This window comes from Sporomusa intestinalis, assembly GCF_055383785.1.
Map to the genome: position 1 here is coordinate 4,738,972 of NZ_AP042390.1, position 26,237 is coordinate 4,765,208.

General features: G+C 51.4%; 22 protein-coding genes and 1 riboswitch. Of the genes, 3 read left to right on the forward strand and 19 right to left on the reverse strand.

Annotated features, from left to right (window positions below; all coding sequences use genetic code 11):
- Positions 1-29: 29 nt before the first annotated feature.
- The 10 genes from ACZ481_RS22035 to ACZ481_RS22080 all read right to left on the reverse strand — a co-directional run bounded on the left by ACZ481_RS22035 (position 30) and on the right by ACZ481_RS22080 (position 13,435).
- On the reverse strand, positions 30-1,088 hold the full coding sequence (locus ACZ481_RS22035) for a Glu/Leu/Phe/Val family dehydrogenase (RefSeq protein WP_464767478.1): 1,059 nt from the start codon (positions 1,086-1,088) through the stop codon (positions 30-32).
- Between the two features lie 172 nt (positions 1,089-1,260).
- The gene (locus ACZ481_RS22040; protein ID WP_464767479.1) at positions 1,261-3,033 is read right to left on the reverse strand and encodes a sigma 54-interacting transcriptional regulator; all 1,773 of its coding nucleotides are present in this window, start codon (positions 3,031-3,033) and stop codon (positions 1,261-1,263) included.
- Positions 3,034-3,224: 191 nt separating this feature from the next.
- Complete coding sequence (locus tag ACZ481_RS22045; protein ID WP_464767480.1) at positions 3,225-4,184, reverse strand: aminopeptidase; 960 nt, start codon at positions 4,182-4,184, stop codon at positions 3,225-3,227.
- 515 nt (positions 4,185-4,699) lie between these two features.
- The gene (locus tag ACZ481_RS22050) at positions 4,700-5,530 is read right to left on the reverse strand and encodes a DMT family transporter (protein WP_464767481.1); all 831 of its coding nucleotides are present in this window, start codon (positions 5,528-5,530) and stop codon (positions 4,700-4,702) included.
- A gap of 59 nt (positions 5,531-5,589) precedes the next feature.
- The gene (locus ACZ481_RS22055; RefSeq protein WP_464767482.1) at positions 5,590-6,357 is read right to left on the reverse strand and encodes an ABC transporter ATP-binding protein; all 768 of its coding nucleotides are present in this window, start codon (positions 6,355-6,357) and stop codon (positions 5,590-5,592) included.
- Complete coding sequence (locus ACZ481_RS22060) at positions 6,354-7,412, reverse strand: FecCD family ABC transporter permease (protein WP_464767483.1); 1,059 nt, start codon at positions 7,410-7,412, stop codon at positions 6,354-6,356. Before ACZ481_RS22060 ends, ACZ481_RS22055 begins: the two co-directional genes overlap by 4 nt.
- A gap of 32 nt (positions 7,413-7,444) precedes the next feature.
- Positions 7,445-8,578: an ABC transporter substrate-binding protein gene (locus ACZ481_RS22065; protein WP_464767484.1), complete on the reverse strand. Its 1,134-nt coding sequence runs from the start codon at positions 8,576-8,578 to the stop codon at positions 7,445-7,447.
- Between the two features lie 28 nt (positions 8,579-8,606).
- Positions 8,607-9,917, reverse strand: a complete 1,311-nt coding sequence (locus tag ACZ481_RS22070) for an opine metallophore biosynthesis dehydrogenase (protein ID WP_464767485.1) — start codon at positions 9,915-9,917, stop codon at positions 8,607-8,609.
- Positions 9,918-10,066: 149 nt separating this feature from the next.
- Complete coding sequence (locus tag ACZ481_RS22075; protein ID WP_464767486.1) at positions 10,067-10,864, reverse strand: nicotianamine synthase family protein; 798 nt, start codon at positions 10,862-10,864, stop codon at positions 10,067-10,069.
- A gap of 706 nt (positions 10,865-11,570) precedes the next feature.
- A riboswitch (cobalamin riboswitch) is annotated at positions 11,571-11,750 on the reverse strand.
- Positions 11,751-12,103: 353 nt separating this feature from the next.
- Complete coding sequence (locus ACZ481_RS22080) at positions 12,104-13,435, reverse strand: hypothetical protein (protein ID WP_464767487.1); 1,332 nt, start codon at positions 13,433-13,435, stop codon at positions 12,104-12,106.
- 433 nt (positions 13,436-13,868) lie between these two features.
- Here ACZ481_RS22080 and ACZ481_RS22085 point away from each other — a divergent pair, with 433 nt between their 5' ends.
- Positions 13,869-14,975: a helix-turn-helix transcriptional regulator gene (locus ACZ481_RS22085; RefSeq protein WP_464767488.1), complete on the forward strand. Its 1,107-nt coding sequence runs from the start codon at positions 13,869-13,871 to the stop codon at positions 14,973-14,975.
- 205 nt (positions 14,976-15,180) lie between these two features.
- Here ACZ481_RS22085 and ACZ481_RS22090 read toward each other — a convergent pair whose 3' ends face one another.
- A complete protein-coding gene (locus ACZ481_RS22090; RefSeq protein WP_464767489.1) occupies positions 15,181-16,611 on the reverse strand; it encodes an HD domain-containing phosphohydrolase in 1,431 nt (476 codons plus the stop codon).
- A gap of 112 nt (positions 16,612-16,723) precedes the next feature.
- Positions 16,724-18,415: a methyl-accepting chemotaxis protein gene (locus ACZ481_RS22095; protein WP_464767490.1), complete on the reverse strand. Its 1,692-nt coding sequence runs from the start codon at positions 18,413-18,415 to the stop codon at positions 16,724-16,726.
- Between the two features lie 253 nt (positions 18,416-18,668).
- Between ACZ481_RS22095 and ACZ481_RS22100 the strand changes: the two genes are divergently transcribed.
- Positions 18,669-19,019 (forward strand): helix-turn-helix domain-containing protein, encoded by a 351-nt coding sequence (locus ACZ481_RS22100; RefSeq protein ID WP_464767491.1) that lies wholly within the window; start codon positions 18,669-18,671, stop codon positions 19,017-19,019.
- A gap of 378 nt (positions 19,020-19,397) precedes the next feature.
- A complete protein-coding gene (locus tag ACZ481_RS22105; protein ID WP_464767492.1) occupies positions 19,398-19,886 on the forward strand; it encodes a hypothetical protein in 489 nt (162 codons plus the stop codon).
- 256 nt (positions 19,887-20,142) lie between these two features.
- Here the strand turns inward: ACZ481_RS22105 and ACZ481_RS22110 are convergent, their stop codons facing one another.
- From ACZ481_RS22110 to ACZ481_RS22140, 7 genes are read right to left on the reverse strand one after another with little or no spacing between them, the layout of a single operon-like run.
- Positions 20,143-20,703, reverse strand: a complete 561-nt coding sequence (locus tag ACZ481_RS22110) for a beta-class carbonic anhydrase (protein ID WP_464767493.1) — start codon at positions 20,701-20,703, stop codon at positions 20,143-20,145.
- 51 nt (positions 20,704-20,754) lie between these two features.
- Positions 20,755-21,864 (reverse strand): M24 family metallopeptidase, encoded by a 1,110-nt coding sequence (locus ACZ481_RS22115; protein ID WP_464767494.1) that lies wholly within the window; start codon positions 21,862-21,864, stop codon positions 20,755-20,757.
- Positions 21,861-22,877 (reverse strand): 4-hydroxy-2-oxovalerate aldolase, encoded by a 1,017-nt coding sequence (gene dmpG / locus ACZ481_RS22120; protein WP_464767495.1) that lies wholly within the window; start codon positions 22,875-22,877, stop codon positions 21,861-21,863. The genes ACZ481_RS22115 and dmpG overlap by 4 nt, the downstream gene beginning before the upstream one ends.
- On the reverse strand, positions 22,874-23,746 hold the full coding sequence (locus tag ACZ481_RS22125; RefSeq protein WP_464767496.1) for an acetaldehyde dehydrogenase (acetylating): 873 nt from the start codon (positions 23,744-23,746) through the stop codon (positions 22,874-22,876). Before ACZ481_RS22125 ends, dmpG begins: the two co-directional genes overlap by 4 nt.
- Complete coding sequence (locus tag ACZ481_RS22130) at positions 23,743-24,540, reverse strand: 2-keto-4-pentenoate hydratase (RefSeq protein ID WP_464767497.1); 798 nt, start codon at positions 24,538-24,540, stop codon at positions 23,743-23,745. The genes ACZ481_RS22125 and ACZ481_RS22130 overlap by 4 nt, the downstream gene beginning before the upstream one ends.
- On the reverse strand, positions 24,521-25,429 hold the full coding sequence (locus ACZ481_RS22135; RefSeq protein ID WP_464767498.1) for a molybdopterin-binding protein: 909 nt from the start codon (positions 25,427-25,429) through the stop codon (positions 24,521-24,523). Before ACZ481_RS22135 ends, ACZ481_RS22130 begins: the two co-directional genes overlap by 20 nt.
- A gap of 5 nt (positions 25,430-25,434) precedes the next feature.
- Positions 25,435-26,232 (reverse strand): hypothetical protein, encoded by a 798-nt coding sequence (locus ACZ481_RS22140; protein ID WP_464767499.1) that lies wholly within the window; start codon positions 26,230-26,232, stop codon positions 25,435-25,437.
- Positions 26,233-26,237: the final 5 nt, after the last annotated feature.

Below are 26,237 nucleotides of genomic sequence, written 5' to 3' on the forward strand. Positions count from 1 at the left end.
CCGGTGCAGGGAGGGGTGGTATGAACGGACTATGGCAACAGCGTTTTTTTCACCTTGCCGATCAGGGCAATCCGGGCTTCCGCCAAAATATCGGCCGCTTTATAGGTCGGAATCCCTTCGCGTTTGGCAATGGCGATGACCTGGGCGATATTATGATAAATACCGTCTACCTTTCGCAGGGCCCGCTCACGGTTATAACCGCCCTGCTGCAGTTCATCAGCCACATTGATAACGCCGCCGGCATTGATAATAAAATCAGGCGCATACAGAATTCCCCGGTCCTGCAGCAGATCGCCATGGCGCGTTTCCTGCAGCTGATTGTTGGCAGCCCCGGCAATAACCCGGCACTGCAACCGGGGCAGGGTTTCGTCATTGACTACAGCCCCCAGGGCGCAGGGGGCAAAGATATCGCACGCCACCCCATAGATCTCCTGCGGCGCAACCGCCCGGGCGCCAAAATCGGCAACAATGCGGCTGACATTCTCCTCACTGATGTCAGTCACAATCAGCTTGGCGCCTTCGTCGTGAAGATGCTGGCAAAGGGTGTAGCCCACATGGCCAAGGCCCTGAACCGCCACTGTTTTCCCCTGCAGCGAATCGGTTCCCCACACCTCGGCGGCACAGGCTTTCATCCCTTTCCAGGTGCCATAGGCGGTGACAGGCGAGGGATCGGCCACGCCCCGGCCCACCACATGGGCGGTTTCAATGCGGATATAATCCATATCTTCGACAGCGGTGCCGACATCTTCCGAGGTAATATACCGCCCGTTCAGACTCTGGACGAAACGGCCAAAGGCCCGGAACAAGGCTTCACTTTTATCGGTTTTGGAATTGCCGATAATCACTGCTTTGCCGCCGCCGATATTAAGCCCGGCGGCAGCGTTTTTATAGGTCATGCCCCGGGCCAGGCGCACGACATCGGTTATGGCCTCTTCCTCGCATTCATACTGCCACATCCGGGTGCCGCCCAGCGCCGGTCCCAGCGTGGTGTCATGAATGCAGATAATGGCTTTCAGGCCGGAAGCCGGATCGTGGCAAAACACCAGTTGTTCGTACCCATGCTGCTCCATCCTTGTAAAAATTCCCATTACAATCCCCTCCTGTAAAAGTGAGTTATCCATCTGCCTATCATTAAACGCAAGAAATATGCCAGACCCAACAAGCCCGCCAACCCTGTGCCGGCCGCAGAAATAAAGAAAATTCACTGCAAGACTTTGCAGCTATTGCAAAATCCTGCAGTGAACTATTTTGCAGCCCCGGTTAAGCCGGGCTGCTGCTGCTCAGGCCATATTTCTCCAGCTTATAGTACAGGGTGCGCAACGAAACATTAAGCTGGCGGGCGGCTTCAGCCCGGTTGCCCCCGCAGCCGGCAATGGCACCGGCAATGGCCCGCCGTTCCGCCTCTTCCAGTATTTCGGCCAGCGTCCGGCGGGCGGCGGCTGCCCCGGCCGGGTTTTCCCGCTCTGCCCTGACACTGTCCCCGGTAACAAGGGGCGGTAAGTGCGCCGCCAGAATCGTATATTCATTAAAGTGCATATTAATCAGCGCCCGGCCAAGAACATTCTCCAGTTCCCGTACATTGCCCGGCCAGTTGTAGGCAGCCAGCACGGCCGCCGCATCGTCGGCAATCCCCTGCACGCTGCGCCCGTATTCCCGGTTGAGTTTTGTCAGCAGATGCCTGGCCAGCTCCGGCAGGTCGCCCAGCCGCTGGCGCAGCGGGGGGATTGTAATCGGCAACACACTAATCCGGTAAAAAAGGTCTTTGCGGAAGTTGCCTTTTTTCACTTCTTCTTCCAGATTCTTATTGGTGGCGGCGATAATCCGCAAATCAAGCGCAAAGGCCCTGACACCGCCCACCCGGGTTATCTCCCGCTCCTGCAGCACGCGCAGCAGTTTCACCTGCAGCGAAGGCGGAATCTCGCCAATCTCATCCAAAAACAGAGTGCCGCTGTCAGCCTCTTCAAACAGCCCTTTTTTACCGCTCTTAAGCGCGCCGCTGAAAGCACCGGCCTCATAGCCAAACAACTCGCTCTCCAGCAGCGTTTCCGGTATTGCTGCGCAATTGACCCGGATAAACCGGCGGCATTTCCGCTGGCTGGCACTGTGGATGGCATGGGCGAACAGTTCTTTGCCGGTCCCGCTCTCCCCCGCCAGCAGCACAGTTGCCGGTGTCAGCGCCGCCCGGCAGGCATTTTCCACCGCCGCCCGCATAACCGGCCCGCTGGCCACAATATCATTAAAAGTATACCGGGCCTGCCCCTGCTGCATCAGGCTGTGCACCTGGTTAAGGCCGGCGGACAGAAATTTATACTCGGAAATATCATGCGCCATGGCCACACTGCCGCGCAGCCGGCCGTCGACGATCAGGGGCGCCGCGTTGATAATGACCTCACGGTTGGCCGGTCCGACCTTGAGCGGCACGCCCCGCACCGCCTCCATCGATTGCATGACACGCAGGTGGACACTCTCGCCCTGGCGGATATCCACGGTGGGTGACTTGCCCATGACCTCTTCCTTACGCATTCCGATCAGCCGCGTATAGGCCGGGTTGACCATGATAATCTTTCCCTGGTCATCGACAACGGAAATGACATCCTGCGAGGTATTAATAATCGCCTCCAGCAATTTTTTCATTTCTTTGATGCAGGTTATCTCCTCGGCCAGCTGGCGGATCTCCGTCATATCCCGGAATACGGCCACCGCCCCCACAATCCGGTTATCCGCATCCCGGACCGGAACCCGGTTGGTCAGGATACAAGCATCACCGGTCTCCTGCCGCTGGTTAAGCTCAGGCAGACCGGTCTCCAGCACACAGTGCAGGCGTGAGCCGGGAATAATGTCCCGGGCATATTCGCCATAGGCCTTCCAGGCCGCAATCCCCAGCAAGCGCTCCGCCGCCGTGTTAAACAGGATGATGATCCCCTTTTTATTGACAGCAATAATGGCGTCATGGGTTGAGTTCAAAATATCCTGCATTTCCCGGCTGCTGATACTCCAATCGTTGCCTGTGATTAAATTACGAACCTTCACCACACACAACCCTCCCCGGCTGCCTTTGTCCGGCAGACGTAAACGTCCACTCTTAATACCATATTTCTCCATGCCTCATTTAATTCCTCTCCTGGGAGTGGACAAATGCCATAAAAAAGCATAAAGTGCGGGTTAACACTTTATGCAAAAACGGTCGGCTGCCAGCCAGCGGGCCAACTATTATTAGGCTGGCGTCAGATCAGATGCTGCCCGTCCTTAATGACGACCTGGCCGTCAATGGTCAGCGTCGGCTTGGTTAAGATACCATCAAGGTGGATAGATACCTGGACTTTGCCGCCAAAAGAGGCGCTGTTGCCGAGGGCAACATGCACCGTCCCCATTACCTTCTCGTCCTCCAGCACCTGGCCGCAGAGGGTGGCTTTGTCATTGGTGCCAATGCCCAGCTCGGCAATATTCCGTGCCGGCCGGCCATATTCGGCCAGCATGGCTTCCAATTTGGCCGCGGCCTCACCGCCGGCAAAACTTGTAACATACCCTTTTTCCACCGTCATGCTAATTGGCTCTGTCAGCACGCCGATACCGGCCATTGCCCCGTCAATCACCAGCAGGCCCTCGGCTGTTTCCTCCAGCGGCGCAATATAGGCCTCGCCGGCCGGCAAATTGCTGAAATCCCCGGCCTGGTGATTGATACCGGTATCGGGCTGGCCCTCCCGCCCTGCCAGAGACAGGGTCAGGTCGGTGCCGGCCGGTGTCGTTATATGCGCCGTTTTTCCCGCACTAAGAACCGCCGCAAACTTTTTGCTGACGGCAGCGATCTGCTGATAATCGGCGCTTAAAGCCCGCGTCATAATCGCTTCGGTAATCCCCGGCAGGGTGGCGATACGCGCACCGGCCTGATTGGCCTCTTTCCGGGCGACCGTATGCGACAGGGAGCGGGATGTAGGTGCCAGCACCACCGCCGCCTGTTTCATCGCGGCGGCAACAGGGGCCGGCGGCTCAACCCCGTCGTTCTTCCGGGGCGTCATCTCCATATAAATTGCTTCGGCCCCGGCCTGCCGCGCTTGTTCCCACAAAGCCCGGCCAATGGTGCGGGTCGGTTCATCAACGACCACCAGCACCGTTTCCCCTGCTTTAACTGCCATACAGTCCCTGATGGCAATTCCCGCACTGTAGTCCAATTCTTTACCCATCATGCTTCCCTCCATCCAATTGATTCTATAACACACCCTGACCGGCCCAGCAGCAGGGCCAGCGGGTCAAGCATTCCATCCCCATCGGGATGACTTGCTTATGTATTTTTAAAAAAGACAATTCGCTATATATATTTTAGGAAAATTTTGAAAATCCTTTTTTTTTGCACAAAAAATAAATATCACTTTATTTTTTACAACTTTACACCGTTTTACTATGTAAATAAAAAACTTATACAATAATCACCCTTATTCAAGATATATTTTGTTCATTATCTCCTTTTCACTGTCGATAAAGCTGCGTTCCCGGCGGAGTACAACCGCAGAAAAGCTGACAATCCGCACCTTTAAGCAGACCGTCAGCTAGCATTTCATCCTCTCTGCCGGGGCCATGTCCGGACCGGCAGCAGCCAACTGCCGGCCAAATGAAACATAATCCCTGTCCCCTTGTTTCTAAACTAAAAGCCGCGAAACTTAACGTTACACGGCAGCCGCGGCTTTTAATCCCTGGGCCAACATTACTTTTTACGTGACAAGGCGATACAAGCCCCGACAATCAGGGCGCCCCCCGCCACAGTCAGGGCATCAGGCACCTCGGCCCAGAAGAGGTAGCCCCAGCCGGCGTTAAAGACAATCCCGATATAGCGGACCACTTCCACAACCACCGCATTCTCATGGGTGAAGGCTTTGGTCAAAAATACCTGTCCCAGCAGCGAAACAACGCCAATGCACAATAGATAAAACAGCTCCAGCCGGTCAGGCAGGACAAAGTCCTGCCACATCAGCGGTATCGATACCAGGGTGGCAGTTATCATAAAATAGAAAATGATCTCATAGGTATGGTGCTTTTTGCTCAGATAGCGGATGGCAATGCCGGCACCGGCAGAAAACACCGCGCTTAACACGCCAAAGAGGGCGTCAGGCGAATAGCTGGAAAAATTAAAGGGTTTAATCGTCAATACGGCGCCCAGAAAAACCACCGGCAGCCACAGCAAGGTCCGGCGCGCCAGTTTCTCCTTCAGGAAAATAGCCGCGAAGATCATAACAAATACCGGTGACAGATTAACCAGAATAATCGTATCGATCAAGGGTATTTTCGAAATGGTATAAAAATAAGTAATCATGTACAAAGCGCCCAATATCCCGCGCAAAGCAAGCGCAGGCACACCTTCGGTCGAAAACGCCACCTTTTCCCGGCGCATCAGGTAATAGATAATGACCGTACCGATAATGCTGCGGAAAAACACTACCTCTACCGCGGGAACCGACAAGCTGACTGCTTTAACCAGGGCGTTCATAATGCTAAATACCAGGGAAGACAAAAGTGCCATGATTACGCCATTTTGCATTTTTTCTTCTCCAATCTCCCCAGAGTATGCCAGGGTCTGGTGCTTACCAGCAGGCCTGTTTAACAGGCCTCACTGGGTCGGATCGGCGTCACCGTGGTATAGCCGCCGGTACTGATACTGACGTCGACCTCAACCTGATACACCTGCTGCAGCAGACGGGCATCCAACACCTCCACCGGTAAACCGGCTTTGGCCAAAGCCCCGTCATGCAATAAGAAAATATGGTCGCTGTACCGGGCCGCCAGGGCCAGATCATGGAGAACCACCAGGGTGATTGTCCCGTTTTGCCTGGTATAGCGCTGGGCAATTTCCATCACCTCAAGCTGGTGGCGCAGGTCCAAAGCGCTGGTAGGTTCGTCAAGCAATAAGACCCGCGGCTTGGAAACCAGCGCCTGGGCCATTGTCACCAGTTGGCGCTGGCCCCCGCTCAGCCGGGAAAAAGGGGCATAGCTGAGGGACAATAAGCCCAGTTCCCTGAGGATCTGCGTCACAGCCTCCAGATGATGCCGCTCGACCTTCCAGCCAAGGTCTTTCACCCGTCCCAGCAGCACCATTTCGAACACCGACAAATTGGTGGCGGTGTTTGCCATTTGGGGCACATAGGCTACCTGCTCCCAGGACAAGGGACTGCCGTCAGCCTCCTGCAAAATGACCCGCCCCTCATGTTTAATCAAGCGGGCAATCGCTTTAATCAGCGTTGTTTTGCCGGTGCCGTTAGGACCAATAATCGCTGTCAGCTTCCCGCCTTGCAAGGCGACCGAAATATTCTTGATGACGGTTTTTTCCTCATAGCATACGCCAATATCAGAAAGCTGCATTGTGATCATTTAAACTCACTCCTTTTCATGATTAAGTACAGCAGGAACGGCACCCCGACCAGCGAGGTAACGATACCAATCGGCACGATGACGCCGGGGATAATGACCTTGGCGGCGATAGAGGCCAGCACCATCAGCAGTACTCCGAACAGGATGGACATGGGCGACAGATACCGCTGGTCCTCGCCCACCAGCATCCGGGCGCAGTGCGGCGCCACCAGGCCGATAAAGCCGACAGTCCCGACGAAGGCCACGGCCCCGGCGGTAAGCAGGGCACTGAAAAAGAACACCTGCAGCCGCAGCCGCTCGGTATTGATCCCTAAGCTGCGGGCCCGTTCCTCTCCGGCCGACAGTGCCGTAAGCTGCCAGACATAACGGGAGGCCAGCAGGGCTGTTACCAGAAAAATCAGGCTGCTGACAGCGACGCCTGTCCAACTGGCCTTCAGCAGGCTGCCGAACATCCAGTAGACAATCTGGGAGGCAACCTCCGGCGTCGACCGGAATTGCACCAGGGACTGGAGGGCCTGAAAAAAGAAGTGCACCACAATGCCGCATAAAATCATGGTCCTGGCCTGCATGCCCTTGGCCCGCCCCAGCATATAAATGGCGAAGCTGCCCAGAAAAGCCATCATCGTGGCCGACAGCGACACATTCAGCCACTGGGCGCCCACAAAGGGGAACCCTGTCAAAAAGGCGATGGCGGCCCCAAAGCCGGCAGCCGAAGAAATCCCCAGCGTATACGGGCTTGCCAGGGGATTGGACAGAATCGTCTGCATCTGGGTGCCGGCCAAGCCAAGCGAAGCCCCCACGGCCAGGCAGGTTAAGGTCATTGGCAGCCTGACAGACCAGACGATGGCACTGGCGATCGTTTCCCCCTGCGGCCCCAGCTGCAGCGCTGTGACCACATCAGGCAGTGTCAGCCACGACGGCCCTGTCATCAAATCAACCAAAAAACCCAGAATCAGGCTGCATAAAGTAATGACAAACACGGCCTGGCGCCGCTTATTAATTTGCCGGTAAATCTCATAGCCTTTAACCGTGTTGCTTTCAGTTGCTATTGCCATAGTATCGGAATTTTTCATAAAGCTGTCCTTTCTTAGTCAGGTAATTTGGTCATAAAGCTGCCGACCGGCTCCACCGGCAGGTATTGCCGGTAAAAATTCTTATGATTGGCAACCGGGTCAACATCCTTAAAGGCCTCGGGGTGCAAGGTTTTGGCTATATATTGCAAATATACATAATCATAGAGGGTCCGCAGCCCGGCATGGTCGACACTGTAAATCTGATTTTGCCTGACGGCGGTCAGCTTATCCCAGCCTGGCCGCTGCTTATAGGGCTGGAGGCGCTGGTGGGTGGTTTCGACCGGAATATCAAACCCCATTAGAATGCATTTTTTTTCGGTCTTGGCCCAGTTTAGACCGGCAAAAAAGATAATCTCCGGATCAGAGGACAAAATATATTCCGGGCTGAGGGCGCCATAACTTTTCACCTTGCCGGCGGCTATGTTCTCCCCGCCGGCCAGGGCCACCATGCTCCCCCACATATAATTGCCATAGCTGTTGCCGTATTCGGTCGGTTCCATATTGCCCAGTTCAAAATAGACCCGTTTGGGTTTTTCCGCGGCCTTGGCCACCCGTTGTTTAACGTCTTCCACCGCAGCCTTGTATTCATCGGCCAGCTTGCGGGCCCGCTCTTCATTTCCCATAACCTTGCCGATAATGAGGGTGCTGGCCACATGCTTATCCACCGTTTGCGCGTTATAATCGACAACCACGACTTTTATCCCCGCATCTTCCAGCTTCTTCACGTTTTCCCCCAGTGTGTCAAACTGGAACGGGGCAACAATCGCCACATCGGGGCGGGCGGCAATGGCTGTCTCCATGCTGAAGGTCCCGGTATAAATGGAGCCTGTATCAATAATCTTTTCCAGGCGGGGCAGGGATTTGGAGTATTTCAGCCAGGAGGAGTAAAAAAAGTCGCGCCATTCTCCTTTAGACATGGCCGCTACCTTATCAAAAGCGTCAGGGCCGCCAATAGCCAGGAAATTTTCATAGTAAAAACCGAGAAAAACCTTCTGCGCCGGCTTGTCCAGCACAATTTCCCGGTCTAAGATATCTTTAAAGCGGATTTCCGTTTTTTCGCCGGTTGTCGCCGCCTGCTGGCTGCCGCAGCCCACCAGCAGCACCGAAAAAATGGCCAGCAGACAAATGAAAAGCATTTTTGTTTTCATAGCTATCACCATCCTTGTTTGTTTGCAGTTAGTTAATGTTTTGCCGCTTGATTTCCGCCAATATGGCCAGGGCCTCCTGTTCCGCCTTACCGTTTATGATTTTTTGGGCAAAACAATCCGCCCCGTTTTCTGCCTGAAAGTTCTTCACCTTGTCCTCAAACATTGTGATTAACGCCAGGGTCTGGGGCATAGGCAGCTGTCTGACCCGGCCTAACTGATAAATAAGCTTGAGTTTTTGATAATCCTCCAGCGGGATTCTGGGCACAAGCCATTTGCCTTCCCGGTTCCGGTAAATTTGTTGATACGGGACGGCCGAAAAATCAAAGTATTTCCCTTGGCTGTCCGGAACCGAAAACGGGTCGATCAAAATGGCCGAATATCTTATGTACAAAAGATATTCCTGCCGTATTTGCTCTGCCTCCATAAAAGTCTCAATATCCTCACGAGACAGCGTGTATTCATGCACCGGATAATTATCATCATTTAAAAATTTTAATAGATTAAGCGGCTGGGCCCCAAAGCTTTGCAGCAGAGCACCAATCTCTTTCCATAATAAAACCATGACCCGAATCGAATGCTGGCTGACCGGCCCCTCCGGGTAGAGCTTGTACAGCGACTTTTGCGAAGTGGTCAGCTTAAAAATCTCATCCAGTGAGAATTCATTGATAAAAAAGGGCGGATGCACATAGGTGGTAATGCTTCTACTCTCGGCTTCCAGCGGCTGATTCACAACGGTGCAGGCTATGCCCAGGCTTTCAAGAAAGCCTTTTACCGCCTCCAGGGCAGGGCTGTCTGGCCTGCTGGCGCCAACATAGATGCGTTTTTTGACAGCCTTCGTCAGCACTGCTAACAGGCTGGCGCTGGCGTCAACAAATTTTGTGGCCGCATAATAGGTGGAAAAACTGATCACGTCAGTATCCGGCTTTATTGGCTGCAGCTGGCTGGTCACCAGCAAATTAGAGCCGATGCCGGGTGAAAGCAGAATAATCGTTTTCACTGCCGCTAACACCTCGGGCCGTAAGGAACAGATCACCTCCCGGTAGCTGTCGCTTGGCGTGCAAATAACTAACGTTTGCCAGATATCCTCCATGGTGTCGTGCGGTTCATAAACATGCCGCACCTGCGCCCGGCCGGCAAGGCGGCTGTGTTTTTCATTCTGCACAGTCGCCTGCAGCCGATAATCGGCTTGCTGCAGCTCTTGTTTAAGCCTGTCGGTGCGGGGCCCGCTCCGGGTGAACAGCCCGATCCGGTCACACCAGCCGCCGTCCAGATTAACGGCGGCCTGTACAGCCGCCGGTCCGGTGCCGACCAGCAGGGTGTTGCCAAAAGGTGTTGCCATATCGCTTTTGCCTTCCTTTCTTGTCCTGATAGAAAGGGTAACTTTCCCTGGATAAGGGCAGCATCGGCTTCCGCTTTCGCCACAGGCTCGGCGCAAGCCGTGCTTTCTTTATACCATGTAGTCGGAAACAGCTTGCCAGGTTTCAGAAATCAGGCCGGCAATCTCGGTTTTTCTAAAATGATAGTGTCATAGATATTCTTATGTTGGCTGAGTTTTGTTTGCTTCCATTCTGAAGACAGATTAATTTCCAGAGGATAATTAAAAATTGATTTTAAGCCGTTGCCATAACGCACAATAATTTTGGCATTGCTTTTCATTGTTGCTTTTACATTGGCCAGGATCTCAAGCTTGTTCTTGACCAAAGAAGCGATAATCACGTGAGTGGCTGATTTACTAAAGGCCAAGTCCTGCAGGCTGGCATTGGAAAACTGGATAATCGAATCAAGACCGACACTTTTCGCCAGTTCACGGGCCAGGGCAACCGCCTCGGCATCAATATCCAAGCCCATAACTTCCGCCTTTGTCTCCTGCGCAATGGTAATCGCCGACACAGGGAAGGCCCCCATACCGATAAACAACACCTTGGATGTATGATCAATACCGGACTTTTCCAGTTCAAGCTTGGCCGAATTCGCCAGTGATTCAATATATTCACTGAGATTTAAGGCCTTATTGCAAGTCAAAACCGATTGATATTTCTCGATATTGCATAACGCTTTTATTGAGGTTTCACGCAAACACTCGGAGTATTCTCTGATATCCGCCTGCGCCTCCCACAATTGCCATTGTTTTTGATTTTCTTCAAAAGTCATGAATTGACAAAGGGCATCAAGTTTGCTTTTCAGTAGCTCAAAACAATCACAACACTGCTGGGAATACATCGTTAATTCTCTGATTTCACATTCCAGCAGCTTTAACGCCAGTAAAAATTGGTATTTGTCTCTCATAGATCCTCCAATTACCCGTCAGGGCTTATCTTCCCACTGTTAGTGAGATTGAGTCAGGACCCATACTCGTGATGGCCTAATAGAGAGAATTCAGCTGTACGCAGTACTTCATCTCCCTCAAAACCAAGGATATTTTGCGTATCTTTTCCCGCACTGCTGCGTTGTCGTCGCCTTACATATGTCCGATATGTGCGGCCCGCGCAAGTAATAAGAGACCCATCACCTACCGGCCTTATGAAAGCAGATCTTACTGAATCAGTTAGCGTCCTCCGCCTTGCATTGCGAAAAAATCTACGCAAACTATTCCCTCGCTTTTAAGAAAGATGAAGTACTAGTAATGTGGCAAGAGCTAACTTGTACAAATTTAGCAAGTTTGGCGAGTATTGCCCCGGTTTATCAAGGGCACCTATTGTATAAAAATTTTTGCAAGCTGGAGTCAATAACTCTCAATAGATATTAATTATCATTATCATTGACGCAGCAATTAAGCTCCCCTTAAGCTTCTAATCCATCAGCTTTTGCGCCCCCTTATTTCATTCTTTTACTAGTTAGGCTTGCCCTGAAAACATAAAGAACCCCCTCCTTTCGACAACACCGAAGGAAGGGGTTTTCTTCTAAATAATCTTTTCCTGAATCATAGCCAAACCCGCCAGGGCACCAGCAATAAAGATTACCTGAAATCGCCTCCCCATCGCGCGTGGGTCAAACGGTGACTGTCAGACAGGCAGTGCTCCTGGCTTAGGATCTTCGCTTGTCCAAACCTTCCCGGGCTGTCAACCCAGTGGTATTTTTGGATTCGCTCCCCCTTACAGTGGCGGGACCGCGCCGGTTTTACACCGGTCTTCCCTTTTAAGCCCATGCGGGCACCTGTCTCGAAATATATATTATATTGTCATTCCTGCCATTCTTTTACTAAAATGGTAGCATTTTGACATAAGCATGTCAAGCTATTTATATTTTCCTCCGGTAAGACCTTTAGAATGTATAACTGCAATCGGTATGACTACTCAAGAAGTACATTAACTCAAGTTTCGTAGATAAAAATGCTTCAAAACCATAAGTTTGAAGATGGTAACAGTACAAAAACACCCTGAAAAGCGGTAAAATGGAAGTGCTAACCCACCCGACATTATCATTGACTTCATCTTTTTTCAAAGAGTTTCAACATTGGCAAAGTCCTGGAGCGCCCTAACAACGGCGTCAATCTTTAAGGTAATGTGAAATGGGCAAAACACAAGCTTAAAATCGATAATTTGTAATTAGATGGTACGACGGTTTATATTTGCTAAAATCTGCCTCATTGCTATCATAGGGCTTCAGATTATAATACCGGGCCTCAAAATTCGCATTTTTTACAAATACATATTGGAAACCGAGGCCGTAACCTTTAGCACCGTCTTTGCCGCTGCCGTTACCGCCGCTTACAACCATGAGGCCAGGATTCCAGTAGGAATTTACCGCATAGTTTCCTAAGTGCAAATAGTCCAGGCTGATTCCGTAGGTGCCGGGTTTATTGTTGTTAATACCCTTCCACAATACTCTGCCCCAGTAACCATGATCCTGAGCGCCTGCGGGCAATTCACCATCACTATTTTTAATATATTCCCCGGTAATCGTCATTTCGCCGCTCTTGGCCTGAAAACCGTAGGCCGTTTGATTAAAATAGGCGCTGTAGGGATCGTTGGTTGTCATCGTATTTAAATGGCCTATTGTTAGATTGGCATTAGGCGCCACTTTTACTCTAAGGTTAGCTAAAAATGCATTGGTTGTAAACCCGCTGCCTGTATAGGCCGATAAATCACCATAACCGGCTGATACTTGTCCTTGCCCAAAATCATAGGTTGTGAAAAAACCATCTATCGAATTATAATCCCAGATCATTCCCTGGCCCAGGGAGGGTATAAACCGTCCAAAAGAGGTGGTTGCTTGCCTGTTTTTCCATAGTAACTCTGCCCGGTCGAAGGTTGGACTATTGGTTTTGGATGTCTTATAACTGTTGGCAACAACGCGTTTGTTGGATTCATTCGTGGCATTGAGGCGTCCGAGAATGGTTAAATGATCGGCGATCTCTGAAGAGAAGTTCAGCCGCACCCGCTGCTGCAGGCGTGTGGTAGAACTATTGTCTTTATCCTTGGCCCCCTGGTTCCAGTTGGTTTGATAACGTATCCGGGCATCGCCTGATAACTTAATAGAGGGTTTGCCTTTTTCCAGTTTATCTAGGCGTTGTTCCACCTTCCTGCTATTATCCGTCCTGTTGATATCTAATTCTGCTGCAAATTCTTTAGCCAAGTTATCAATGATTACTTTTTCCTCAGGAGTAGCTTTATCTGCTTTTGCCATGGCCTTAGCGGTGATAGCGGCCATTTCGCAGCGGGTTAGTATAACATCATCGCGATAAACACTACCGCCAAATCCTTCGACAAGACCGTTTTTCGCTAGTTGCGAAACGGCGGCATACGACCAATGATTCGCCGGCATCACCGAGAATAAACCGGCCGGCTCGGCCAGTACCGTACCGGACATGCTGGCGCTAATGAGTATTCCTAGAGCACTCCCAAGCATTTTTTTCATCAATGATTATCCCCTCTTCCCTATTTTTAACAATATCCCGTAGCGTTGCGGATGCGGATTTCCTCGTTTGAGTCCGGTCAAGCCTGGGCAGTAACCTTTGTTCATGGTTAATAACAACCAGCCCTGAAGCCCTTTTTCTGCATATCAGCAACTGTTCATACCATACCCGAATGGATCAAGGTTCGTGGTCATGCCCCATCAGCGTCCCTCTTTTCATAACATTTTTCCAAAAATCATTGACATAAGATAACTTATTAGTCCAACATGAGCGCCATTGCTATTTGATAATACTTCTCAGAACGATTTCGTATCATATTATAAAATTCCCAGATATATGCAGTCAATCCAAAATTGCGGGAAAATACTTACAACAAAACAAAAAATACTTTATTGAAAATAATTAACTTAAATAGTAAATAGTAAGGAGATGAAAATGTCTAATCCGCCGAATTTTAATCCTTTTGACGCCAAGTTCTTCCGTATTGCTGCTATTACTGAAAGCGGCAAAGATTATTATGAATTTAAAGTAGCCGGTCATTACGGTAAAGGATATGTAAAGCGCTATACTTATAAACAGGGGCTCGGTGTTTCTGTTTCCAGTATGCGCCTCCATGAAGATTTCGTTTATACATTTAAAGTTGACAATAACTTTTTCGAACTTGTGTATATCCAGGCGGGTTATCTAGAAATTTACGATGCCAACAGCAAAAACCACCATCGGGTAACCTCCGGTGAATATTTCTTTAATGTTTCGAAACAAGCCGCCGGTCAGGTTACCCACCCTAAAAATGAAACAGTAAGCTATATCGCGATTAACATTCACCCTGCCTTTATCGATTCATTAGGCAAAACCACCACCGCTATGATTGTCAAAATCAATCAATTCCGTAAAGCCTGCGGCGGCGGCCCGGTTTTTATTGAATCCAGCCCTGACGTTAAAATCCTCCTGGAAAAAATGCTTAATTGTTCCCAGGCTGATGATACTATTCATAATCTTACCCTACAGGCCGCAGTGATTGAACTGTTAGCCTATTGTTTGGCAAGGCTCTCGTTACGATCGACTCCAAACGCTGCGTTGAAATTAAGCCCTACTGACCTTAGCCAATTAAATCTGGCAAAGCAGTTGCTACTGGACAATATGACTGCTCCGCCCTCAATTGCTAAGCTTTCAAAAGAACTTTATCTCAATCCCTATAAATTAAAACTGGGATTTAAGGCCGTGTTTGGCACTACCTTATACGGTTATCTCCGCGATAAAAGAATCGAAAGAGCCCAGTTGCTGCTGAAAACCACTGATCTTATGATCAATACTATCGCCCTGCAGGTTGGCTATGGTAACAGTAGTAGCTTTATTACCAGTTTTAAAAATAAATGTGGAATGACACCAAAGCAGTACCGCCAACAGATCAACAGGGCTTTGCCCAGCCCCCCTAATTCCCCTTTTCCCGGCAGCGGCAAGCTCAGCCCGGACGCTGAGGCGCTGAGAGAACTAGAGCGGGAAAACCGTGAACTGCGGGAGACATGTACGGTCATAGGCTAGAACTCCTTTCCAGGCAAAAGAACCGGGTACGCTTTTTTCGTACTCGGTTCTTTTGCGGATTTATCTTTTTTGCTTTAACTTAATGATATTGGCCGCTCTACCGTCTCTTTAGCCCCAAAATCCAAAAAACAGTCAATAGGGACTCTGGCCCTATTGACTATTTTGCGTAAATAGGCAACACCCGCTTGAAGCTTGGCGCTACTTATTATATATTGGAAACACCACTCTGCTCCGCCGGCCGGTCAAGCAGCTCAATAAAACGCGGCACCAGCTCAGGGTCAAATTTAACCCCGGCCAATCCCTGCAATTCTGCCACCGCGGCAGCGGGAGGTATGGCTTGGCGGTAGGGGCGGCCATAGGTCATAACGTCATAGGCGTTCACGATTTGAATAATTCGCGCCTCAACCGGTATGTCCCGGCCTGTAAGCCCCAGCGGATAGCCTGACCCGTTCCACCATTCATGGTGTTTAAGAATCCAGTCGGCAACCGGGGCCAGTTCGGCCGTCAGCCTGGCCAGATGGAAGCCGGTCTCGGGATGGCGCTGCACAACAGCCCACTCATCGGCCGTTAAGGGCCCGTTTTTTTGCAAAATATTCGCGGGGATCATAATTTTGCCGATATCGTGAAACCGGGCAAACAGCCGTACCAGTTTTATTCTTTCTTCTGTAAAGCCAAGAACGGCCCCCAGACGGGCGGCGTGGTGCCGGATGCGCTCGCCCGGCCGGCCCAGACCGGCATCCCGCAGCAGCAGCGGCTTAATCACAGCATCCAGCAGGCTGGCGCTCATCTGCTGCATATGCTGCATCTTTTCCCGGTACATCCCCGCTTCGGCTCTTTTAACCAGCGAGAAGAAGTCATGCTCTGCTAAATCGCCGACAGCCTGGCCAATTGCCATATGTAACGGCAGCAATTGCTCCTGCTTATTGGTTTCCGCCAGTTGCCGCCTGATGCGCCGGCTGACGGAATCCATGATTTCCGGGGTGGCATGAAAGATAACAACGGCAAATTCGTCACCGCCGGTACGGACGGCAATGCCCTGCTCACTAACGGCATTTTTGATTATGCCGGCTACTGCTTTCAGCCACTCGTCCCCGGCCTCGCGGCCAATAAGATCATTGACCAGTTTCAGATTGTCGATGTCACAGACCAGCACCCCGGCGGCCTGTACCTGCCGCTTGTACAGCTTATAGGGCATCTCCTCAAAGTAGTTGCGGTTATACAGACCGGTCAGAGGGTCATAATAACTGAAGTATTCCAGATATTCCTTGATGCGGATCTGACTGGTAATATCCCGCCCGATACCGATAATGCCGGTAACCTGGCCGGTTTCATCGCAAACAGGCAGCTTGCTGATCTCAAAAAAATGCTTTTTGCCGTCGGCGGCGATCTGATACTCTTTAAAAGTGGCCGTCAACCGCTGCTGACAAACCAGCTGATCCTGCTTCTGGAAATCGGCCGCCCGCTCGGCCGGCTGGAAGTCAAAGTCTGTCTTGCCGATTACATAGTTTTTGGGCAATCCGAACAAGGTATTAAAAGAATCGCTGACAACAAGATAACGGCCATGTATATCCTTCAGCCAGATAAGATCCGAAACATAATTTAATATTGATGCCGCTAGCTGAAAGCTCTGTTCCATACGCTGCCTCCATCCACGGCAGGTCAATTTTTGTTTTATCCAGCCAAATACAGCGGGTCTGAATAAAGGCAGCCCCGGCTTGCGCTGCCGCCAAAACGCCGTGATTTCTCTATCAAATTATAAATCGTTTGGCTGTATTTTGCAATTCTTCCGCCATTTTTGCCAACGCCTCACTGGCGGCGGCAATCTCTTGCGTTGCCGCCGCTTGTTCCTGGGTAGCCGCCGTTACCGACTCAGTATGTCCTGTGGCCTCCTTACTGACATGATCAATTTGCCTGACAGCGGTCACGATGTGCTGGCTGCCGCCCGCCAGCTGCTGAATGGCCGCTGAGATCTCCCTGACTTGCGTGGATTGCTGCTCAATTAAGCTCACAATCGAGCTGAAAACCTCGCCGGTGCTATTGATTACCGCCGTCCCTTCCCGGGTCTCCCGCGTGCCGGCCTCCATGGCCTCGACCGCCTGCCCCGTATCGGCCTGTATCTGCCCAATCAAAGCCGCTATTTGCTTGGCCGCCTCCTGGGACTGTTCAGCCAGCTTCCGGACTTCTTCCGCCACCACGGCAAAACCCCGGCCCTGTTCACCGGCCCGGGCTGCTTCAATCGCGGCATTTAATGCCAGCAGGTTGGTCTGGCCGGCAATACCGGCAATAGTGGCAATAATCTGGCCGATCTCCTGCGAACGGGCCCCAAGGCCGGCAACCGCCGCCGCCGAATGCCTGACCGTATTTTCAATGGCCGCCATTTGCTTAATGGCCTGGTCCACCTCCTGCCGGCCGCTGGCTGCCGCTTGTGCTGTCCGGTCGGAATTTGCCGCCACCATATCCGCATTAGCGGCGATCTGTTGAATCCCGGCCGACATTTGCTCCACTACCTGCATGGTTTCATTAACTGCTGCCAGCTGCCGGTCCGCCCCCTGGGCTACTTTCGTGGCCGTATCGGTTACCTGGTTGGCAGCCCTGGCCGCCTGCTCGGCACTGGCAGTAAGCTCTTCCGACGAAGAGGCAACCTGCTCGGCATTGGCCTGGACATTCCGGACCACGGCCCGCAGATTCTGCACCATATTCTTGAACGCCTGCTGCAAATCGCCGATTTCATCCTGATACTGCACCTCAATCGTATGATTCAGCTTACCGGCCGCAATCTCACCGGCAGTTGCCACCAGCCGGCCGACAGGCCGGGTAATGGCGCGGGCGCTGAAAAAACCGATCAGAATACTGACCGCCATACTCAGCAGGCAAAGAACCGTACTGTATGACCTGGTCGCATGCATATCGGCGCTTGTCCGGTTAAAGCTTAGCTTCATCTGTTGCTCCCGGTACGCTGTATATTCCTGGGCTTTTCCCGTAAGAGCCAGGGCTGCCGGTGTAAGTTCCCGGCCGACCATACTGACCGCCTCTTCGTTTTTACCGGCTATTTTCAGGGGAATGATCTTATTTTCCGCAATCTCCTGATAGTTTCTCGCTAAGCCCTGCAGTTCGCCGACAAGTCTGCGCCCTTCGTCGGTGGCGGCAGAGGCCAGCAGTTCCCCTGTAAGTTTTTCATTCTCCCCGGCCAGCTGCCGGGCTTCATCAAGCATGGCCTGATTGCCGGTCAGCAAATAGCCCCTGATAGCGCTAACCTGAGCGGCTGAATTGAATGTTACCGTATTGGTCTGCAGCAGCCGGGGCAGATCACGTTCCTGCAGCCCTTGCATGATTTGATCGGCCTGACTCACTTTATATACGGTGATGCCGGAGCCAATCCCATTGATCAGCACTACCAGCAAAAAAAAGCCAATCGTCTTAACACCCAAACTTAACCGCATCTCACCAACACCAGCCCATCCTCATTATTTATTGTCGCAAAAAAAATATATCTGGTTAGCAACAGCCTGACTCGGCAGACACAGGTGCCGGCGGCTTGCGCGATTCAACATAAATTACTTTTTTTCGTCAAGTATTGCACTTATAATTATATTTCTTTGTTTCTAAGAATGTCAATGGATTATTTCAAAAATACTAAGAATATCCCCTATTAGACCTTAAGAAAAGCTAAAATATAATAAAGGAGGCATACCAGTGAATCCCAAAATTGCATCAAGGCTGAAACTCGCCCGGGAGCGCCAGAATCTGACTCAGGTTGAGGTCTATCAACTCACTGGGATTAATAACAAGACCTTGTCCGGTTATGAAAATAATGTCAGCGCTCCGGATCTCGACACACTAGTCATTCTTGCAAATCTATATGAAACATCTTCTGATTATCTATTAGGCATCGCGGATGATTACACCCCGAAGCCGTCGTCCCTGGCGCCCATTGATCTTACAGAGGAAATACCCAATCTGCCAGATGAATATAAAGAAATTATCTATGCTATGATTCGGTTGAACAAGCATGCTAAAAAAGGGGCTCGCTGCTGCAAGAAATAAAATTATTGCTGTATTTGCCGCCAAACCTGCGTAACTATCTGAAGATGCTGGAGACCTCCTTCACCCGCCGGCAAAACAAGGCAAAACAGCCGCCGCCGGATTTTGATTAGCTTCAGGCCGCCGGCCGGGCACAAGGGGAAAAAGACTCATTCTCCCTTTTAGGCTTGTAAAAACAGGAGAATGAGTTTTGTTTGGACCTTTATTCCATAATGTCACACATTTGTCATATTTATCTGCTATAATAACTATGACTGTCGTCATAAGTACCGCTTTTTTGTACTGATAACTACCAATAGGACCAATAATGCGGTACGCAGGCGATTTAATATATACATATTTTTTCCGACTGTGAACTTTGCGAAGAAAAGGGGGATTTTTATGAAAAAAACAATACTTGCTCTATCTGCTTTTCTGCTTGTCAACTGTGTCCCTGCCTTTGCCGCGCCGCTCAACGACCTGACTACAGGCCAGACCGCGCTTGGTGTTGACAGCGACACCTTCTATCTTGAACACAAACTTACCGATAACTTTACGCTGGGCTATCAGGACGTGGATCGCGGCCGTTATGGCAGCAGTGATGATATTTACGGGCAGTTGCAGATGACGAATGAACTCCGCGGCATTATCGGCCACCGTGATTTCGACTCTGGCTCTATGTATTTAGGACTGGGGCTAAACGGGCCGCTTTCGCCGAATGCCATCGGTTATGCCTCGTTTGTCGCCAGCGACAAATTCAAGGAGCTGCAGGCCGGGGCCAACTTTAATATTGCCCGCAATGTGGACCTGAACGTCAACTACCATCATTTCATGCCTGACAGGGGCAGCAATGAGAACGGCGTGGGTATTGGCGCCACCCTGAAATTCTAAGACAAAAACTACATAAAAAAATCTGACCTGCTTGGCTGCAGGTCAGATTTTTTTGTCCTGATAGGAAGGTTAACTTTCCCTGGATAAGGGCAACATCGGCTGCCGCTTTCGCCACAGGCCCGGCGCAAGCCGTGTTTTTTTATTGCGCAAAAGTGTCTGGTACAATAAAAAACGGCAATCGTGTATTGCGACATTGTCGCAATATGTGCGATAAATAAGCTAATGCCCAGCCACGCTACCAGCAGGCAGACCTGTGCTAATACCCGCTGACCAGCACAGATACCTCCCCTGTATGGGGCTCAAAGATTAAACCATGGATCGGTACATCGGCCGGGATCAGCGGATTATTCCTTATTCGTTCAACGACTTGCCGCACATTGTCATGAGGATGGTGGAAAGTATCCAGCCAAACGGCCAGCTCATCTTTGATCATTTTTATCGCGTCAGGCGAGATTCCCCTGTTCAGCATTTTATTAATTACAGTATCGGCACTGGAGTGAGCCACACCGCAATCTTCATGGCCGATAACCATGATTTCCTGCACCCCAAGTTCATAGATTGCAATAACCAGACTGCGGATGGTCGCCTCAAACGGCCCGGTCACCGAATTTCCGGCATTTTTAATGACGACGGCATCTTCGCGCCTCAGGCCAAGAGCCGGTTCGAGAAACTCGACCAGCCTTGTATCCATGCAGGTAAATACGGCCAGATTCCGTTTTGGCACTTTGCCAACATAGCTGCCGATTTGTTCATGAATCAGCGCTGTGCTGTCAACAAAAGCTTTGTTTTTGGCAAGCATCTGTTCTAAGACAGTCATATCTTTCCTCCTGCCTTCTTGGTTTTAGCCTTCATGACCGTTCTGCGGTAATTAATAGGCTTGTATCAGCTGGCGCGGGTAATCGGTAAGCAATTCCGAACCATTGTTTGCTATATAAATACAATCTGTCACCCGGGGGCCGCCAATGTCCTGTCTGTAGATGGTAGGCAACAGCAAATCCACCACCATACCGGCTTCCATCCGTTCCTGCCGGCCTTTGCCGATGAGGGGATAAAACTCGGATTGCCGAATACCCACGCCATAGCCAATAACATCAAGAAAGCTTTGGCCGTAGCCATGCTCCTCAACAATCTCCCTGGCGGCAGCATCCACCGCAGCGGCGGTTATTCCCGGCTTAAGAGCGGCAATGGCAGCTGTTTGCGCCTTCAGCAGCAGCTCATATACAGCTCTTTTGCCCTCGCCAATGTCACCAACAGCCACTGTGCGGCACAGTTTGGCACAATACCCCTCATACGTGGCTCCCAAATGGATAACGACAATCTCACCTGGGGCAATTTTCTTACTGCTGGCGCAGGGATGAGTCAGCAGCGACCGGCTGCCGGAAACAACCTGGGGACGAAAGGGAGATCCGCCTGATCCCGCTTTTAACATGGCATACTCCGCCTCGGCCAGGACATCCAGTTCGCGCACGCCTGACACTACCGCCTGCACAGCGGCCGCCATCCCTTGCACGGCAATTCTCCCGGCCTGGCGCATACACTCTACCTCACCGGCGTCTTTCACCGCGCGCAGGCGATAAAAGAGTTCGCCGGCGTTTTTGAACCCCTGCTCCGGAAAATGGTGGCGCAACGTATCATATACGGCAAACCCGACAAAATAGCGTTCAAACCCGATACTGGGTTCGGTATAACCATAGGCCCTGATCCGCTCGACGGTTTTAGATACCAGACTTTCCCCGGGAAACAGATAGCCGTACGTTTTTATACCGGTCTCAGTCCCTACATAACCGGCATCCAGCCATAACGTTACGGCACAGGGTTCCCCCTGGCGCGGAATGATCACAGCCAGACATTCAATCTGGGTCAACCCGGTAAAGTAGATCAGGTTTTCCCGGTTGGTTACCAGCAGGACATCAAGCTTCGTCTCAGCCATCATTTGCTGGGCTCTTTGCAGCCGGTCATAGTAAGGCGCCTTGATCATACGGCCCCCTGCCGGCGTTGCTTGCTCAGTTCAATGGCAACATCGATAATCAGATCCTCCTGACCGCCTACGGTTTTGCGCCGGCCCAGTTCCATGAGAATATCCCGGGAATCGACCCCGAATTTTTCCGCGGCGCGGCGGGCATGGAGCAGGAAGCTGCCATAGGCACCGGCATAGCCGATGACCAGCGCATCATTGCTGATTACCTGGGGGCGATGCAGCAGCGGATCAATGACCTCCTGGCCGACATCCATCAGCTTATAGAGGTTAACGCCGGTTTCATACCCTGTTTTAGCAAGAACTGCTGCCAATACCTCCAGCTGGGTATTGCCGGCACCGGCGCCAAGACCGCGGACCGAGCCGTCGATCAGGGTGGCCCCGGCTTCGATAGCCGCTAAACTATTGCCAACCGCCAGGCCTAAATTATTATGGCCGTGGAAGCCAACCGGAACCTTGACAGCCGCCTTCACAGCCGCAATTTTTTCCTTCACTTCCCCCGGCACCATGGCGCCACCGGAGTCGGTCACATAGACAACATCCGAGCCATAGCTCTCCATCAGTTTGGCCTGCTCAACTACCTTTTCCACCGAGGCCATATGGCTCATCATCAGAAAGCCGATAGCCTCCAGCCCGTGTTTTTTAGCAAAATTGATATGCTGTTCAGCCACATCGGCCTCTGTAACATGGGTGGCAACCCGGACTGTGTGTACATTGTATTCCATGGCAACCTTCAAATCCTCAATCGTTCCAATGCCGGGAATTAACAGCACATCCAGCTTGCAATTTTTCAGCGCCTGGGAAACTGCCGCAAAATACTCTCTGTCGGTAGATTTGGCGAAACCGTATTGCAGGGAGGAGCCGCCAATCCCATCCCCATGGCCAATTTCAACAGTAGTTATACCGGCCTCATCCAAACGCCGGGCAATTCCCGCCATTTGTTCGGCCGACAATGAGTGGCTGATGGCATGCATACCATCACGCAGCGTAACGTCAATTAAACGGATGTGCTTCATGCATTAACCCCCTTCAGTTTGTGCTGGGCATAACGCTCAGCGACGGCAATCGCGGCCGAGGTAATAATATCAAGGTTGCCGGAATATTTGGGCAGATAGTCGCCGGCCCCTTCCACTTCCACCATGGCCACTACCCGGTCCCCGTCCGCATAAGGCTCGACTTTTAAATGATAGCCGGGAACATATTTTTTTACTGTCGCCACCATAGCGTTAATCGCTTCTTTAATTTTATCCATATTACGAGTGTCACACTTGCAGTAAATGGTGTTGCGCATCATAACCGGCGGTTCCGCCGGATTCAGGATGATAATGGCTTTGCCATCCTTGGCCCCACCCACTTTTATCAGGGCACTCCTGGTGGTTTCGGTGAATTCATCAATATTTTGCCGGGTACCGGGTCCGGCGCTTTTACTGGAGATGGTGGCCACGATCTCCGCATATTCAACAGGGACCACCCGGTTGATTGCGGCCACAATCGGGACAGTTGCCTGCCCGCCGCAAGTCACCATATTGACATTGTCCACACCAGCCCCTAAGTTAAGCTCTACTGCCGGTACACAGTAGGGCCCCACCGCGGCTGGTGTTAAATCAATGGCAAAAATCCCTGCTGCTTTTAAGAGTGGCGCATGCATTTGGTGAGCCCGGGCACCGGTGGCATCAAACACGATATCGATATTCGCTGCCTGCAAAATCCCGTGAATGCCCTCAATTGTGGTTTTAATGCCTCTTTCTTCCGCCAGCTTTAATCCGTAAGAGTCGGGGACAATCCCGGCCATGATCACCAGTTCCAAATTCTCGCTACGGGCTATTTTCAGCATTAGGTCTATGCCTATATTACCTGGTCCAACTATAGCGGTTCTTAACTTCACAAAATCCCCTCCTGTTTTTTAAAACGGGCAGATACGCTGCCAATACGGTCAAAATAAAATGTTACATTATCGCCGTCAGCTACCGGGCAGGCGGCGGTAAAGGAACCGGACATGATGACCTCGCCTTTTTTCAGACTGATGTTATATTGGGCCAGCTTATTGGCCAGCCAGGCGACGGCGTTGGCCGGGTGTCCGAGAACGGCAGCGCCGGCCGCGGTCGCCACTATTTCACCGTTTTTCTCCAGCACCAGCCCCATATATCTCATGTCAATATCCGCAAGCGGCGTCAGCTTCCCGCTCAGAATAACCCGCCCGATGGAAGCGCCATCGGCAATGGTGTCCTGAATCTTGATCTTCCAGTCCTTTATCCTGCTGTCAATAATTTCGATGGCCGGCATAATCCCGGCGGTAGCCCGTAAAACATCGGCAACAGTAATACCCGGGCCCTGGAGGTCTTCCTTTAAGACAAAAGCAATTTCCGGTTCGACTTTCGGGGCAATCAGCTCGTTTAAAACAACGGCATCCCCTTCATAGCCCATCATATAATCGGCAATATAACCATAATCAGGCTCAAATACGCCCAGCGCATGCTGCATAGCCTTACTCGTCAAGCCAATCTTTTTTCCGACAATACGATGTCCGTCGGCCAGCCGCAGTTTCATGCCTTCCAGCTGAATGGCATAAGCCTCGTCGTTCGTAAGCGGATACTGATCGGTGAGAGTGGCAATCGCTGTACCGGTCTTCTCTGCCTCATAAAGCGCGGCAGCCAGTTGATTAATGGTGTTTTTTTCCATGGTGACCCCTCCATTTTTGTTGTAATTTCCCCCGTAGAATCCGGGCAAGCTCAGTTGCCAGACCAGCCTGATCCACCAAACCGGCGCGGCAGTATTGTTTTAGGACCGCAGTGGCGGCTACCACCTCATCATGGGGCCCGGGCAAGCTGACAATAGTGGCAAGCCCTACCCTGCCGATGCCAATACGCACCCCATCCTTGACATGTCTCCCGGTTCCTTGTTCAAATTGAACAATATAGGGCGTCAGCGCAGCCGGATCAACCGCTAATAACGCCTCAACGCTAAAATCCTTGTCCTCGGCCCCCACACCGCCGGTAGTAATAATCAGACCAAAGCCGCGATCGACCGCTTCGATCATTTTCCGGCTGATCGCCCCTTTGCTGTCGGCAATCACACCGCCGAACTCTGTTTTATAGCCGTTTTCCGCCAGGGCTTTACAGAGATAGGGGGAATTGGTGTCCTCAATCATGGCCTGTTCCAGTTCAAACCCGGTGGAGTAAACCAGAGCCCGGGCCAGAATATTTTGTTCGATTTCAGTCAGCATAGCCTGCGTCCTGGTCACAATCTGCCCGGACTCCACCGCATCGCAATTAATCAGTCCCATAATCCCCTGGGAATCAATAAAAGTCTCAGGCCTAACCGTAAGGCCGGCAATTTGCCCCAGCCTTGCCAGCAGCAATTTTTCCTTACCGACAAGCTGATTGATTGCAATCGTTTTTTCCAGGATATCCAGACAAAAATGATCTTCCCGCACGTCAATAACCAGTACTTTTTCCGGTGGCAATTCCAGGACCTGGGCTACGCTTGTGGCAATCTCACTTAAGTTTACATCTTTCATCAGGACATTCTGTACACGCAGTTCCGTTTTCTCAAGCAGGTTTAAATTCATGACAGCTAGCTCCCCACCACATCAAGTTTCATGTCTAATAACGGTGCGTCAATAATTTCCATGCCGATATCCAGAATGTCAATATCTTCGGCCTGTAAGCTGCCGATATGCTGCAGGGAAATGCCTTTGGCAAACGCCAGTTGAACCTTGGACCGCCAGCCGGTTGTTCTCAGGCCGGCGCTTACCCTGCGTAAATCTTCCACATTGCCGGTATCAACCATGATAACGCCGGCCCCGCACTCGGCCGCCAACACCGCCTCAGCCGCAATATCACCGCTTTCCCCTTTTAACTGCAGAACCTTTAACTCCGGTCTTGCGCTTACGGCAGCCAGTGTTGCCTTAATGCCGCCCAGCATGCGGACAAAGTTTTTGTCCAGATACAAAAACGGGACATCCACAATCCGAAACTGGGCGCCGCCATGCTGCACTGCCTCTCTGACAAGCTGCTTGATCTCCGGCGGCATTTTTTTCCAGGCGCCGCTCACAATGCGCAGGGAGCCAGCGCTGGCCACCGCCTTGCGGGCGGCAGTGGCAATCCCGGAGGGCTTACTCAACATGCCGATCGCAAACTCTTCGGCAACGGCAATCTCTTTAGGTGTGCCGGTCAGGGTAAGAATGACCTCGCCGGCGGCTACTGTATCGTTGTCTTGTTTATGCAACTGATATTGTAACCGTTGCTCCGCCAGGACTGTCTGGAGCCTCTTACTTCCCGACACTACCCCGTTCTGTTCCGCGGTCAGGCGGGCAGTAAAGATTTTGTCACGCACAGATGCAAAAATTGTGTCACGTATGTCGTTGGCCAATGCCA